The 13,668-nt window shown below is 64.7% G+C and carries 14 protein-coding genes; 3 read left to right on the forward strand and 11 right to left on the reverse strand.

Translation table 11 applies throughout. The annotated features are described in order from the left end of the window. Nucleotides 1–12: 12 nt before the first annotated feature. Nucleotides 13–951 (forward strand): GlxA family transcriptional regulator, encoded by a 939-nt coding sequence (locus ACVIIW_RS26140; protein ID WP_456705272.1) that lies wholly within the window; start codon nt 13–15, stop codon nt 949–951. 14 nt (nt 952–965) lie between these two features. On the opposite strand, the gene bla is transcribed toward ACVIIW_RS26140, so the two are convergent. Beyond that, nucleotides 966–1,850, reverse strand: coding sequence for a class A beta-lactamase (gene bla, locus ACVIIW_RS26145; protein WP_456703373.1), 885 nt, complete (start codon nt 1,848–1,850; stop codon nt 966–968). Nucleotides 1,851–1,998: 148 nt separating this feature from the next. On the opposite strand from bla, the gene ACVIIW_RS26150 reads away from it, so the two are divergent. Continuing rightward, on the forward strand, nt 1,999–2,880 hold the full coding sequence (locus ACVIIW_RS26150) for a LysR substrate-binding domain-containing protein (RefSeq protein WP_456705273.1): 882 nt from the start codon (nt 1,999–2,001) through the stop codon (nt 2,878–2,880). 33 nt (nt 2,881–2,913) lie between these two features. On the opposite strand, the gene ACVIIW_RS26155 is transcribed toward ACVIIW_RS26150, so the two are convergent. Continuing rightward, nucleotides 2,914–3,918, reverse strand: a complete 1,005-nt coding sequence (locus tag ACVIIW_RS26155; protein WP_456703374.1) for a Na+-dependent transporter — start codon at nt 3,916–3,918, stop codon at nt 2,914–2,916. A gap of 187 nt (nt 3,919–4,105) precedes the next feature. On the opposite strand from ACVIIW_RS26155, the gene ACVIIW_RS26160 reads away from it, so the two are divergent. After that, nucleotides 4,106–5,140, forward strand: a complete 1,035-nt coding sequence (locus ACVIIW_RS26160; protein WP_456703375.1) for a DUF2155 domain-containing protein — start codon at nt 4,106–4,108, stop codon at nt 5,138–5,140. A 115-nt stretch (nt 5,141–5,255) separates the two neighbouring features. Here ACVIIW_RS26160 and aat read toward each other — a convergent pair whose 3' ends face one another. The 9 genes from aat to ACVIIW_RS26205 form a co-directional block, all read right to left on the reverse strand. Next, nucleotides 5,256–5,936 (reverse strand): leucyl/phenylalanyl-tRNA--protein transferase, encoded by a 681-nt coding sequence (aat, locus tag ACVIIW_RS26165; RefSeq protein ID WP_456703376.1) that lies wholly within the window; start codon nt 5,934–5,936, stop codon nt 5,256–5,258. 43 nt (nt 5,937–5,979) lie between these two features. Then, nucleotides 5,980–7,083 carry a sensor histidine kinase gene (locus ACVIIW_RS26170; RefSeq protein WP_456703377.1) on the reverse strand — a complete coding sequence of 368 codons (1,104 nt, stop codon included), beginning with the start codon at nt 7,081–7,083 and terminating at the stop codon, nt 5,980–5,982. Then, the gene (locus ACVIIW_RS26175; RefSeq protein WP_456703378.1) at nt 7,080–7,520 is read right to left on the reverse strand and encodes a response regulator; all 441 of its coding nucleotides are present in this window, start codon (nt 7,518–7,520) and stop codon (nt 7,080–7,082) included. The genes ACVIIW_RS26170 and ACVIIW_RS26175 overlap by 4 nt, the downstream gene beginning before the upstream one ends. Further along, a complete protein-coding gene (locus ACVIIW_RS26180) occupies nt 7,517–9,040 on the reverse strand; it encodes a sensor histidine kinase (protein ID WP_456703379.1) in 1,524 nt (507 codons plus the stop codon). The genes ACVIIW_RS26175 and ACVIIW_RS26180 overlap by 4 nt, the downstream gene beginning before the upstream one ends. Nucleotides 9,041–9,135: 95 nt before the next feature. Beyond that, the gene (gene accC, locus ACVIIW_RS26185; RefSeq protein ID WP_456703380.1) at nt 9,136–10,494 is read right to left on the reverse strand and encodes an acetyl-CoA carboxylase biotin carboxylase subunit; all 1,359 of its coding nucleotides are present in this window, start codon (nt 10,492–10,494) and stop codon (nt 9,136–9,138) included. Between the two features lie 82 nt (nt 10,495–10,576). After that, a complete protein-coding gene (gene accB, locus ACVIIW_RS26190; RefSeq protein WP_456703381.1) occupies nt 10,577–11,071 on the reverse strand; it encodes an acetyl-CoA carboxylase biotin carboxyl carrier protein in 495 nt (164 codons plus the stop codon). Between the two features lie 37 nt (nt 11,072–11,108). Beyond that, nucleotides 11,109–11,576 (reverse strand): type II 3-dehydroquinate dehydratase, encoded by a 468-nt coding sequence (aroQ, locus tag ACVIIW_RS26195; protein WP_456703382.1) that lies wholly within the window; start codon nt 11,574–11,576, stop codon nt 11,109–11,111. Nucleotides 11,577–11,799: 223 nt separating this feature from the next. Then, nucleotides 11,800–12,633 carry a DUF1236 domain-containing protein gene (locus ACVIIW_RS26200; protein WP_456703383.1) on the reverse strand — a complete coding sequence of 278 codons (834 nt, stop codon included), beginning with the start codon at nt 12,631–12,633 and terminating at the stop codon, nt 11,800–11,802. 219 nt (nt 12,634–12,852) lie between these two features. Beyond that, nucleotides 12,853–13,620, reverse strand: a complete 768-nt coding sequence (locus tag ACVIIW_RS26205; protein ID WP_092229072.1) for a DsbA family protein — start codon at nt 13,618–13,620, stop codon at nt 12,853–12,855. Nucleotides 13,621–13,668 lie beyond the last annotated feature (48 nt).

The following is a 13,668-nucleotide window of genomic DNA, read 5'->3' on the forward strand; positions in this document are numbered from 1 at the left end:
TCGGACATGACCATGATCGGCATCCTGATCTTCCCGGACTTCCAGCTGCTCGATGCGGCCGGCCCGATCTCGGTGTTCGAGATCGCCGCACGCGCTAGCGGCAAGCCGCTTGCGCTGCGGGTGCTCGCGCTGAACCCAGGAGCCGTGCGCTCGTCCTCCGGCGTCGAGATGATGGCGCGCGATTTCAAAGCGGCGAACGCGATCACGACGCTGGTCGTGGCGGGCGGTGCGGGCGTCTCGGCTTCGGCGCGCTGTCCTGTGACGCTCGCCTTCGTGCAGCGGCTGGCCAGGCGCGGCGTGCGGATCGCCAGCGTCTGCTCGGGCGCCTATGTGCTTGCGGAGGCCGGCCTGCTCGATGGCCGCCGCGCCACCACGCATTGGGGCCGTACGCGCGAATTCGTGGCACGCTATCCGAAGGTGAAGTTCGAGCCGGACCAGATCTTCACACGCGATGGCAATATCTGGACGTCCGCCGGCATCAGCGCCGGCATCGATCTCGCCCTCGCGATGGTCACCGAGGATCATGGCGAGGAGATCGCGCAGGCGACCGCACGCCAGCTCGTGCTCTATCATCGCCGCAGCGGCGGCCAGTCGCAGTTCTCATCGCTCCTCGAACTGAAGACGCCGAACGGCCGCTTCGGCGCGCTGTTGTCGTGGGCGCGGGAAAATCTCGACGCGCGGTTGACGGTGGAAAACCTCGCCGATCGCGCCGGCATGAGCGCGCGGCATTTCGCGCGCGCTTTCGCTGCGGAGACCGGTACGACGCCGTCCAAAGCGATCGAGCGGTTGCGGATCGAGGTCGCCCGCGAACGCGTGCAGTCCTCGCGCGAGGCGATCGAACGCGTCGCCGAGACCACCGGCTTCGGCGACCCCGAGCGCATGCGCCGCGCCTTCATCCGCGCCTTCGGCCAGCCGCCGCAGGCACTGCGGCGCGCGGCGCGGGCGGGGTAGGGGGCGCGCGGTCGTCAGGCCAAGGCCTTGCCGACCTCGCGACCGACGGCTGCGATCACATCGTTTCGTCCATTGGGATCAAGCGATGCGCCGGTGAGATAGACCGCGATGACGAGCGGCGACCGCTCGGGCGGCCACACGATGGCGACGTCATTGGTGGTGCCATGTTCGCCTGCTCCTGTCTTGTCGCCAACACGCCAGCCTTGCGGCAGGCCGGCACGCAAACGACTATCGCCGGTCTTGTTTGCGATAAGCCATTTGCCGAGTTGCTCGCGCCCCTCCGGGAGGAGGACGTCGCCGATCAGCAGGCGCCTGAAGTTAGCGGCCATTGCATTCGGCGTCGTGGTGTCGCGAAGATCGCCCGGGGCCGCTTCGTTCAGTTCGGTTTCAATCCGGTCCAATCTTGTCATCTGGTCGCCGAGGCTTCGCGCAAAGCTGGTCAAGCCGGCGGGACCGCCAATGTTTTTCAGGAGTGCGTTGCCGGCGGTGTTGTCGCTCATGGTAATGGCCGCCTCGCAAAGTTCGCGAAGCGACATTCCGTCGCCGCCGACATGCTTGCTCGTGACGGGCGAGTACTCGACGAGATCGGCCTGCTCGATACGAACGCGCCGCTCGAGTCCTTCCAGCTTGCTGCCCACGTCCTTTAGTATTGCTGCCGCCGCCAGGACCTTGAATGTGCTGCACATGGGAAAGCGTTCGTCCCCCCTGTGATGGAACGGAGTGCCCGTCGTGGTGTCGAGCACGGAGACACCGAGCCGGCCTCCGCTCTTCAGTTCCAGTTGCTTGATGGCTTCGACGAGCGCTGCGGTTCCACCTGGCGCGGCCCCCGAAACATCAGGCAGCAAGAGACTTCCCGCGACCGCAAGTGCAGGTGAGCCGAATTGACGTCGTGTGAGCATCGAGATCTCCCGTGAATTGCGGCAGGTTTTTGCGTCGCGCTCCGGCAATTGACAAACGATGCTTCGTGAGGCCATCCATAAGTAAAACTTGGATCGGAAAACTTGGATCGGAAAACTTGGATCGGACTTGGCCCGTCGCCCTGCCAGTATTTCGAATCTGCCCCTGAACGCGCTTCGCTCATTCGAAGCGGCCGCGCGCCATCTCAGCTTCACCAAGGCCGGTCTCGAACTTCGCGTGTCGCAGGCCGCCGTGAGCCAGCAGGTGCGCACTCTGGAAGAGAGCCTGCGCGTCAAGCTCTTCAAGCGGCTGACCCGCGGGCTTGCTCTCACGGAAGAAGGCGAGGCGCTGCAGCCCGTCATCGCGAGCGCCTTCGGCCAGATCAGTCAGGTCCTGGATCGGTTCGAGAACGGCCGCATGCGCGAGAGTCTGGCAATCGGCGTGGTCGGCACGTTCGCGTCGGGCTGGCTGCTTCCGCGCCTCGGCAGCTTCACCTCGGGCCATCCGCACATCGACGTCAGGATCTTCGCGAACAACAACCGTGTGGACCTCGGCGGCGAGGGATTGGACTACGCCATTCGCTTCGGCGACGGCGCGTGGCACGGGACCAATGCCGAGCGACTGGTCGATGCGCATTTCACACCGATGTGCGCGCCTGATGTCGCCAAGCGCCTCAAAAGTCCAGTCGACCTCCACAAGGAAGTGCTGTTGCGGTCGTATCGACCGGGCGAGTGGGCGCACTGGTTCGAGATGGCAAAATGCAGGCAGCCGCGGATGACCGGCCCGACCTTCGATTCTTCGGTCTCGCTGGCGCATGCGGCAGCGCAAGGCGCGGGAGTTGCGCTCTTGCCGGTCGTGTTGTTTGCGGACGATCTGTCACGCAAGCGGCTGGTTTGCCCCTACGACGCCCGGGTCTTCCTGGGATCCTATTGGCTGACGTCGCTGAAATCAAAACGGCATTCGCAGGCGATGAAGGCCTTTCGCGACTGGATCCTGGCGGAGTGCGACAAAAAGAGGCTCCGCAATCCATGAGACCTACGGGCCGCGCGGGCCAATCTGCAGGCCCTATGTGACGCGGCCTGGAGGCGCCGCGGCGGCGCTTCCGTGCGCCGTCAGCCGCCGCGCGATGGGCATCAGCAGGTAGGGCGCAAGGTGGATCGGAAACTGCGTCATCGCGAAATAGAGCCAGGTGGTGGGCGGCAACGCACCTGCGGTCGCGGCCAGCATCAGGCCGAGATTGCGCTGCGACACCATCAGGGCGAGCGCCAGCGCACGCTCATAGCCGACGCGGCGGAACAGCAAGGTCGTGACGGCGAGTAGCGTGAAATAGGCCGCGAAGGCGAGCGCCGCGATGCTGATCGTGAAGAGCGGATTTGCGACGACATCGTGCGCCACGTCGCTCATGATTGCGGATGCGAAGATCAGGAGAATGATGATATTGAGGCCGTCGATCGGCTGCTTGTGATGCTGGATCGCGTCGGTGCCGAAGACCCATCGGATGAACGTCGCCGCGAGCAGCGATGTCGCGAGAATCCCGAGCAGCTTCAGTCCCAGGGCGAGCGGCGAGATGCTCAGCATGCCGCCGAGGAAGAGGCCTGCAAACAGCGATGCAGTGAAGGGAACCACGGCGGTCGCCGTCACCAGCGTCACCAGCACAAGGGTGGCATCGAGACCCATCAGCGCTGCGAGCGCTGGTGCTGCCATCATCGGCGAGGCGATGCTCTGGAGGATCAAGGCGAGTGACAGGCCGGGCGCGTGATCGGCGAGCCCCGTGAGGTGTGCGGTCAGCCCGACGATGACAGGCACGCCGATGGTGGTCCAGGCCGTGGCGGTCGCCACCAGCGCCGGCCGGCGCAGATGGCCGTACAGCGCCACCAGATCGACCCGCATGAAGGAGATGCAGAGCAGGCACAGGATCGCCTCGGTGATGTAGGGCCGCAGCAGCACACCGAGCGGCGGCACCGCCATCGCGATGAACACGACGGACGCCACCGCGCGCGTCCCCTGGCCGCCAAGCCAGCTCAGGCCGCGGAGCGGAAGGGCGACGATGGTTTGGAGGGCGGAGGGCATGCGGAGGAACGCGTTATCAGTCCGGTGCTGTGGTCAGGATCCCTGGGACTGAAGATCATCCCCCTCGACTATCTCATCCGTGGCCCGGTCTGGCCAGACAGCGGCGGGCAGGGCCGGAATGCCGCCCTTTCCCCGCCGTATTCGGCGTGTTAACCCGGGGCCTGCGAGCGGCGGTATCCCCTGTAGAATGTCCAACAAGCCCGATTCGCTGTTGAAGCCGCGCGAGATGTTCAAAAGCTTTACCCTGACAGGCCTTGCGGTATTGCTGGCCGCTACCGCGCTGACGGTTGCGACGCCGGCCCAGGCGCAGATCGGCACGATCTTCTCCGATCCGCCACCGCGGCCGCCGGGGACGATCCCCCGTGGCGGGCAACCGATGCCGCAGCCGACCCCTGATGACGACGAAGAAGTCCCGGAACTGCCGCCGCAGGGCCGCGTGCTGCCCTCTCGCCCGATGCCGCCGGCTCGCCAGGGTAATGTCATGCCCGGACCGGTCGAGACCCAGCCGCTGGCCCCACCACCGGGCACCAGCGTCGCTCCACAGAACCAGCCGCCGGCCGTCGCGGTTGCGCCGCCGGGCGGGCCTGCTCAGCCGGGACAGCGCCAACCCCAGCAGAAGGGCGCTCCCCAGCAGGGTGCCGTGCCGCAGGCCCCCGCAAGCCTCCAGCCGGGCGACGAGGTCGTCACCGAGCCGCCGGCCCAGAAGATCGTGAACAAGAAAGCCACTTTCTCGGGCCTGGACAAGATCACCGGGCGCATCATCAATTTCGACGAGGAAATCGGCGAGACCGTGCAGTTCGGCGCGCTCCGCGTGAAGACCGACGCCTGCTATACGCGGCCTGCGACTGAAGCCGCAAATACCGATGCGTTCGTCGAGGTCGACGAGATCACCTTGCAGGGCGAGGTGAAGCGGATCTTCTCGGGCTGGATGTTTGCGGCGAGCCCCGGCCTGCATGGCGTCGAGCATCCGATTTACGACATCTGGCTGACCGACTGCAAAGAGCCGCAGCAGACCGTTGCGACCGCTGCGCCCGATCCCGCGACCAAGCCGGCCGCCCCGCCACCGCCGCCTCCGGCGCAGAAGAGGACCGCGCCGAAGCAGGCCGTGCAGCGGCCGCCGCAGCAATTGCCGCCGGTGCAGCAGCAGCCTGCGCCGCCGCCACCTCCTCCGCCGCCGGAGCAGCGGCCCGGTCTGTTCGGCATTCCCGGGTTTGGCCGCTAGAGCATGATCCGGAAAAGTGTGCAGCGGTTTTCCGAAAAGATCATGGCAAACAATAAGCTAAAGTGCGATGACGATTCATCCTAATCTCATCGCGCTTTAGGAGATTGTCGTTTGCCTATTGCCGCGAGGCGATGATCTCGAGCGCGCGCGTGCCTGGAACCGGATCTCCACTGGACAGCCGCAGGAAATCGCCGGGCTCACCGGCGAGCGCCTTGTCGAGCAGCGCGGTGTAGCGCCGTCGGGAAATCTCGGCCGCACCAAAGCTCTTCAGGTGCTCGGTGACATATTGCGTGTCGAGCAGCTCGAAGCCGCCATGGATCAACCGCGCGACCAGATGCACCAGCGCCACCTTCGAGGCGTCGCGCGCGGTGTGGAACATGCTCTCCCCGAAGAAGGCGCGCCCCAGGCTCACGCCATAGAGGCCGCCGACGAGGTCGTCGCCCTGCCAGGCCTCGACGCTGTGACAATGGCCGAGCTCGTAGAGGCCGCCATAGAGGTCGCGGATGCGCCTGTTGATCCAGGTGTCCTCGCGCCCGGCCTGCGGCGCGGCGCAGCCGGCGATGGTCGCCTTGAACGCGGTATTGACGGTGACGCGAAACGCATCAGAGCGCACGGTGCGCGCAAGTCGCGAGGCGACGCGAAAGCCATCGAGCGGGATCACGCCGCGCGTTTCCGGTTCGACCCAGAACAGGGTCGGGTCGTCGGCGCTCTCGGCCATCGGGAAGATGCCGCAGGCATAGGCGCGCAGCAGCACGGCCGGCGTAATTTCAGACGAGGCGGAGTCGCGCGAAGTCATGGTGCGCAATGATAGCAGGATCGCAGCGCGCGTGCGATGGGGATCAGCCCGCAGCGGCCGTGTTCGCCTTGCCTGATACGGCCGGCGTGCGGAGGAACCGAAGGATGATGCGGGTTCCGGAGTGGTCGGGATCGCGTTCGACGGTGGCATCGAGCTTGGTGGCCATGGCCGCGACGATGCGTTGGCCCATGCCGGTGGAACGCGGGTCGGCCTTGACGTTGTCACCGACGCCGTCGTCGCTGATCGACAGCAGCAGATCCTCGCCCTGCGAGGTCAGCTCGACGTGAATGGGCCCGGCGCCGTCGGGATAGGCGTATTTCACCGCGTTCATGACCAGTTCGTTGACGATGATGCCGACCGCAACGGCGCGGTCCGGATCGATCTCGATCGGCTCCGCCTTCACCGTCAGGCGCGACATCCGGTTGCCTTCGGCGGATCGCCTGAGATCCTCGAGCAAGGAGTCCAGGTACTGGTTGAGCACGACGCTCTTCAAGTCTTGTGAGGTGTAGAGGCGGCGGTGCACCTGCGCGACGGCGGCGACCCGACCCATCGCGTTGGTCAGCGCGGCCTTGACCTCGTCCTGGGCGGCAGAGCTCGCCTGCAGATGCAGCAGGGAGGCGATGATCTGGAGCGAATTGCCGACGCGGTGATTGACCTCGCGCAGCAAGAGCTCGCGTTCGGCGGCCAGCGCCGCATAGCGGTCGCGCGAGGCATGGATCTCGGCCTCGGCCTCTTCGCGCGCCCGCTGCAATTCGGCCTGGCGCAGCGCGCCTTCGGCTGCGACATGCAGCAGAGGGATGAAGTCGCCCTTGACGTCCTTGACCAGGTAGTCTGCCGCGCCCGCCTTCAGCGCGGTGACGGCGATGCTGGAATCCTGCGAGGCCGTGACGAACACCACCGGTGGGGCTCCCGGGATTGCCATGATCTGCTCCAGCGTCTCGATTCCGTCGAGGCCGGGCATGTATTGATCAAGCGCCACGACATCGATGCCTCCCTTGGCGCTCGCGTCGCGGATGCGCTCCAGGCCTTCCTCGCCGCTTGCGGCGTGAATGACCTTGTAGCCGCGCCGCGTCAGGCCGCGGTCGACCAGCCGCGCCAGCGCGCCATCGTCATCGATGTAGAGCAGTGTGGGCGTGCGCTGGTTCATGGGGCGGCAGGCGGGACCTGGATGACCGAGAAGAACAGGCCGAGTTGCCGGATGGCATTGGCGAAATTCTCGTAGTTGACGGGTTTGGTGATGTAGACGTTACAGCCGAGTTCGTAGCAGCGCTTGATCTCCTGGCTGTCGTCGGTCGTGGTCAGCACCACCACGGGTGAGGCCTTGAGATATTTGTTCTCCTTGATCTGCCTGAGGATATCGATCCCGGTCATGTCGGGCAGGTTGAGATCGAGCAGGATCAGGAGCGCATTGCCCTTCTGCACGAGACCGCTGCCATCAGGCCCGAACAAGTGCTTCATCGCATCGGTCCCGTTGGAAAACGAGATGATCTCGTTGTTCACCCCCGAACGGCGGATGTTGCGCTCGATCAGGCGCGCGTGTCCCTCGTCGTCCTCGATCATGATGATGCTGACGGGCAGAGTCATTTGTCGGGCTTCCGGTTGCTGACCTTCCAGGCGATAGGCAGCGTGATTGTGAAGGTGCTGCCTGCGTTCAATTCTGACGATACCGACATCGTGCCGCCGAGGCGGCGCACAAGTGCACGCACGTGCGCAAGACCGATGCCCTGGCCAGGCTTGTCCTGGGTTCCCGCACGCCGGAACAGGTCGAAAATCCGCTGATGATCCCTCGCGTCAATGCCGCGGCCGTTGTCGCTGATTTCAAAGATAGCGTAACCGAGCTTGGTGCGCCCGCGAATTCTGATCTCGCCGGGCACCCCGTTCTTCAAATACTTGATCGCGTTGTCGATCAGATTGGAGAAAATCTGCTCCAAAGCAAGCCGGTCGCTGACGATCTCAGGCAGCGGTTCGATGTGGATCTCGGCATGCGCTTCGGCAGCCTGATGGGCCAGCGAGGACACAATGGTCTCGATGAAGTCGCGGGTTTCGATCTTCTCCGGCTGGAACTCGCGCCGGCCCTCGCGGGTGAGGTTGAGGATGGCCGAGATCAGCCGGTCCATTCGCCCGATCGAGGATTTGATGAAGCCCAGCGCTTCGGCAAAATCCTCCGACAGCTGCTTGTCAGGACCGTCGAGCGCGATCTCGGCGGCATCGACCGGCGGTCCGCCCGCCGGCACGCCCGCGAGCCCTCCGATCCGTCGAAAGATGTCCTTGCCCAATTCCTCGAGCTCGCTGGTGAAGCCCATGATGTTGACCAGCGGCGAGCGCAGGTCATGGCTGACGATATAGGCAAAGCGCTGGATCTCGTCGTTGGCTTCGCGCAGGTCTGCCGTGCGTTCGTCGATGGTGGTCTCCAGATTGAGATTGGAGTCCCGCAGTCGTGTCTCGGCCTCGTCACGGGCGCGCGTGGAGCGTCGCACCAGCCAGATCGAAATCAGGGCCAGCACCACGACGAGGCCGGAGCCGATTCCGGTCATCGATGCGGCGAGCGTCTGGCTGCGGTCGGCGTTCTCCGAGCGAAGCCGGAAGAGGCGCTCCTCCTCCTGGATCATGGCGCCGGCGACGGTGCCGATGACGGCGGTGGTATTGGCCGAAGCGGCCTCGCGGACCAATGCCGCGGCCTTGTCCGGCTGGCCCTTTCGGACGAAATCCATTTCCTGGGCGAATTGGCCAAGCCGGATTTCGATTGCCGCGCTCAGTTTCTCGATGTTCTCGCGCTGGGCGGGATTATCGCCGATCAGATGGGTGGCCCTGTCGAGCGCGGGGATGATCGCGGCGACGGCCTTGTCGTGGTCTGCCTTAAAATCCGCCCCCTGGGTCAGGAGAAAGCCCCGCGCACTGCTTTCGGCGCGCCGGATTTCGAGCAGCAACGCGTTGACCTGGTTCTCCACCTCCAGGGTGTGAACCACCCATTTGCTGTCCTGCCGGGCCTTGTTGACGAGATAGACCGATCCGGCACTGATCACGGTCAGCACCAGAAGTCCCGCCGCGAACAGCAGAATCTGCCAGACTGCGCGCCGGCGCCGTTCCCCAGCCGTCACGGTCATGGCTCGTTACGCATCGCGGAGTTCAAAATGCCCCCCTTGGACCTCTCCCAACCGTCGAGAACGCGATTGGGGCCAGAGGGTTCCACGGGTCGGAATTATTTCCCGGAGGGCTCCGTCTTGCCGGCGAGATACTGCTCCAGCCAGTGGATGTGGTAATCGCCGTCAATGATCGAAGGTTGACGCACCAGGTCGCGGAACAGCGGCAGCGTGGTCTCGATGCCATCGACCACCATCTCGTCCAGCGCACGGCGCAAGCGCATCAGGCATTCGGCGCGCGTCTTGCCGTGGACGATCAGCTTGCCGACGAGCGAATCGTAATACGGCGGGATCTGGTAACCCTGATAGACCGCGGAATCGATGCGCACGCCGAGACCGCCGGGCGGATGGTATTGCGAGATCCTGCCGGGCGAAGGGCGGAAGGTCTGCGGGTTCTCCGCATTGATACGGCATTCGATGGCGTGGCCGATGATCTGTATCTCGTTCTGCTTGGCCGGCAGCTCGCCGCCGGCAGCAATGCGGATCTGCTCCAGGACGAGGTCGATATCGGTGATGCTCTCGGTGACGGGATGCTCGACCTGGATGCGCGTGTTCATCTCGATGAAGTAGAACTCGCCGTCCTCGAACAGGAACTCGATGGTGCCGACGCCGAGATATTTCATCTCGCGCATCGCCTTCGCGCAGGTCTCGCCGATCTTGGCACGCGCAGCGGCCGCCAGCACGGGCGAGGGGCCTTCCTCCCAGACCTTCTGGTGGCGACGCTGCAGCGAGCAGTCGCGCTCACCGAGATGGATCGCGCCGCCGCGGCCGTCGCCGAGGATCTGGATCTCGATGTGGCGCGGCTTCTGCAGGTATTTTTCGAGATAGACGGAGGCGTCGCCGAAAGCGGATTTCGCCTCATTGGCCGCCGTCGACAGCGCGATCTGGAGATCGGCCTCGGTTTGCGCGACCTTCATGCCGCGGCCGCCGCCGCCCGCAGCCGCTTTCACCAGCACCGGGAAGCCGATCTTCTTCGCGATGGCCATCGCGTCGTCGTTGGGGCCGACAGCGCCGTCGGAGCCCGGCACCACGGGGATGCCGAGCCGCTTGGCGGTCTTCTTGGCTTCGATCTTGTCGCCCATCAGGCGGATGTGCTCGGCCTTGGGGCCGATGAATTGCAGGTTGTGCTCGCCGAGAATCTCGGCGAAGCGCGCGTTCTCCGAGAGGAAGCCGTAGCCGGGATGCACCGCATCCGCGCCGGTGATCTCGCAAGCTGCGAGGAGCGCGGGGATGTTGAGATAGCTGTCCTTCGATGGCGGCGGCCCGATGCAGACGCTCTCGTCCGACAGGCGCACATGCATGGCGTCGGCGTCAGCGGTGGAGTGCACGGCGACAGTCGCTATCCCGAGCTCCTTGCAGGCCCGCAGGATGCGAAGGGCGATCTCGCCGCGATTGGCTATGAGGATCTTGTCGAACATGTTGTCCTGCAGCGCATGGCGAGTGGCGAATGGCGAGTAGGGAAGGCTGAGGCCAATCGCTATTCGCTATTCCCCAGTCGCGTCACTCAATAATAACCAGCGGCTCGCCGAACTCGACCGGCTGGCCGTCTTCGACGAGGATCTGCGTCACCGTGCCCGCGCGGGGCGAGGGGATCTGGTTCATGGTCTTCATCGCTTCGATGATCAGGAGGGTCTGCCCGACCGAGACCTTCGAGCCGACTTCGATGAACGGCTTGGCACCGGGCTCGGGCGACCAATAGGCGGTGCCGACCATCGGCGAGGTCACGGCGCCCGGATGTTTGGAGATGTCCGCAGCGGCGGCTGCAGGTGCCACGGCGGCGGGCGCTGCAGGGAGCGCGGGCGCTGCGGCTGCGACCGGCATCGGCATGGTCGCCGCGACGCTGAGGTTGCGGGCGACGCGCAGACGCAGGCCGGCACGTTCGATCTCGATTTCGGTGAGGCTGGTCTCATCGAGCAGCAGAGCGAGCTCGCGGACGAGCGCGGAATCCTCGCTGGAAAACTTTGCTGCTGCTTTGTCGTCTGGCTGGCGCGCCATGTTCTATGATCCGAATGTTCTGTGTGAAGAAGGAGCGTCAGGCTTTGGGCTTGATGCCGAGCTTGGCGGCAAGGCCCTGAATCGCAAGGCGATAGCCCTCGATGCCGAAACCGCAGAGCGAGGCGAAGGCCGCGCGCGCGGTGTAGGAGTGGTGACGGAAACTCTCGCGGGCATGGATGTTGGTCACGTGCACTTCGACGGTCGGGATCTGCACCGCGAGCAAGGCGTCGTGCAGCGCGATCGAGGTGTGCGAATAGCCGCCCGCGTTGATGATGATGCCCTTCATCTTGCGCCCATGCGCCTCGTGGATGAAATCGATCAGCTCGCCTTCACGGTTGGACTGCCGGCAATCAGCCTTGAGGCCGAAGCTCACCGCGGTCGCCCGGCAAAGTGCCTCGACGTCCGCCAGCGTGGCATGGCCATACTTCTCGGGCTCGCGGGTCCCCAACATGTTGAGGTTCGGGCCATTGAGAACGAGGATCGTGTCGGTTGCTGGATCGGCCATTCCTGTCCCGGAAAGGTGTTTCGGCGTGGCGGGGTTATAGGTAACAAAGCGCCTGAGGGGAAGCCTTGAAGGGCCTCCCGGCCCGGTTCAGGTACCTCATCCGGCCTGCAAAAACCTGTGCGGAAGCCGCGGAAATTGCTTGTTAACCAGTTCAAAGCATGACTGTCGCCCAACGCAAAGGGGCGGGCATCGCTGCCCGCCCCTGAGCGCGCTGGCTATCGCCTTAGGTGTTCAGGACAGCCACGATCTCGTACGTGTCCGGATTGATGACCACGATCTCGTCCTTGACCAGGACGTACTTGTAGGTCCGCCATTCGGGATAGATCGTCACGACCCGGGACGGCAAGGCGTGCAGCTCGATACCCTCGCGCGGAATACGGGTGCCGACCGAGACCGAGAAGTTCGCGTTGGTCACCGGGCGCACGTGCTCCTCGCGGATCACCGAGGTGATCTGCGTGCGCTGCTCGGTCGAGAGCTTGGCGCCGGCGCCGGCCTGGCCGACGGTCGTGTTGGTGCTGCTCTGGCCCTGCGCATTCTGGTTGGTGCGCGTCTCGGTGCCCTGCTGGTTCTCGGCATTGTTGGTCGAGGCGCCGGTCTTGCTGCCCTCAGCCTTCATGTCCTTCTGGTCTTTGCCGGACTTGCTGATGTCCTGGCTCATGCTCTTGGACTTGTCCTGCTGACCCTGCGCACGTTCCTCGCTGCGCTGGCCCTTCGCGGCGCCGGACTTCTCCTCGGCCGCGTTCTTGTTCATCTCACGGCCTGAGCGCTCGTCCTTGGTCGCGCCCGAGGACTTCTCCTCGGCCGAGGTGCCGGACTTCATGCTGCTGGAGCCGCCCGCCTGGCCGACGGTGCCTTTCTCATGGGTGGATTTCTCATGGGCGGATTCCTTGCCCATCGAGCCGCCGCGCTCGGCAGCGCCGCCTGACGACTGCGAGTGCTCCATCGGCTGCGCTCCAGCGCCGCCGCTCTCGTTCTTCATCGTGCCTTGTGCGTTCGCCAATCCGGTGCCCGCCAGGAGCGCGACTACGGCAACGGAGATCATAAAGCGATTAGACATCAAATTCTCCTCACGTGTTTCTTTTGCGTCATTGCCCGCGCCACCAACGAAAGGAGGTTTGAGTTGTTCCGGAACATCTGCTGTTCCCCGGTATTTGTTTCCTAAATACGGGATGAACATCCCCGCCGGATTCGGGCCAGGATTTGCTGCAGCGCTCGGCAACGAAAAAGGCCGGCTTTTCAGCCGGCCCGCATGATGTGTGGAGTTGCAAAAGTCTGATCAGCAGGTCGCTTTGCCGCAGCGGGCGACGCCGATCTTTTCCTTGAGGCCCTCCAGGCCGACGGCGCCGACCACGATCTGCTTGCCGATCACGTAGCTCGGCGTCCCGTTCATGCCCATCGCTTCAGCGAGCTTGAAGTTCTCCTCGATGGTGGCGCGCACCTCGGGGCTCGCGATGTCCTTCTCGATCTTCGCAGTGTCGAGGCCGGCTTCCTTGGCGGCCTGCATGGCGCGCGCCTTGTCGGCCGGACCGCGGCCGCCGAGCAGCTTCTGGTGGAAGTCGAGATATTTCTTGCCGGAGGGATCCTGCATGCGCACGGCGACCGCGACCTGCGCGGCCTCGACCGAGCCCTGGCTCAGCACCGGAAATTCCTTCAGCACGACCTTCAGCTTGGGATCGGACTTCAGCAGGTCGAGCATGTCGCCCATTGCCCGCTTGCAGTACCCGCAATTGTAATCGAAAAACTCGACGAAGGTGACGTCGCCGTCCTTGTTGCCGAGCACGACCTGGCGCGGCGAGTTGAAGATCGCATCCGAGTTTTGCGCGACGCTGGCCTCGTGCTTCTCGGACTCGGCCGCGGCCTGGCGCTTGCTGAGCTCGGTCATGGCCTCCTCGAGCACCTCGGGATGGGTGACGAGGTAGTTCTTGATGATCGCCTCGATATCGGTGCGCTGGGCATCCGAGAAGGTCTCGGCCGAAGCCGGTCCCGTTGCGCCGAAAATGGCGAGCGCAAACAGCGCGGGAGCTAGCAGGCGCAGCGAAGGCATTGGCAAATCCTCTTATCCAGAGCAGGTTTCGAAAAAGTCCCGGCGGGC

Source organism: Bradyrhizobium sp. USDA 4449, from assembly GCF_054056275.1.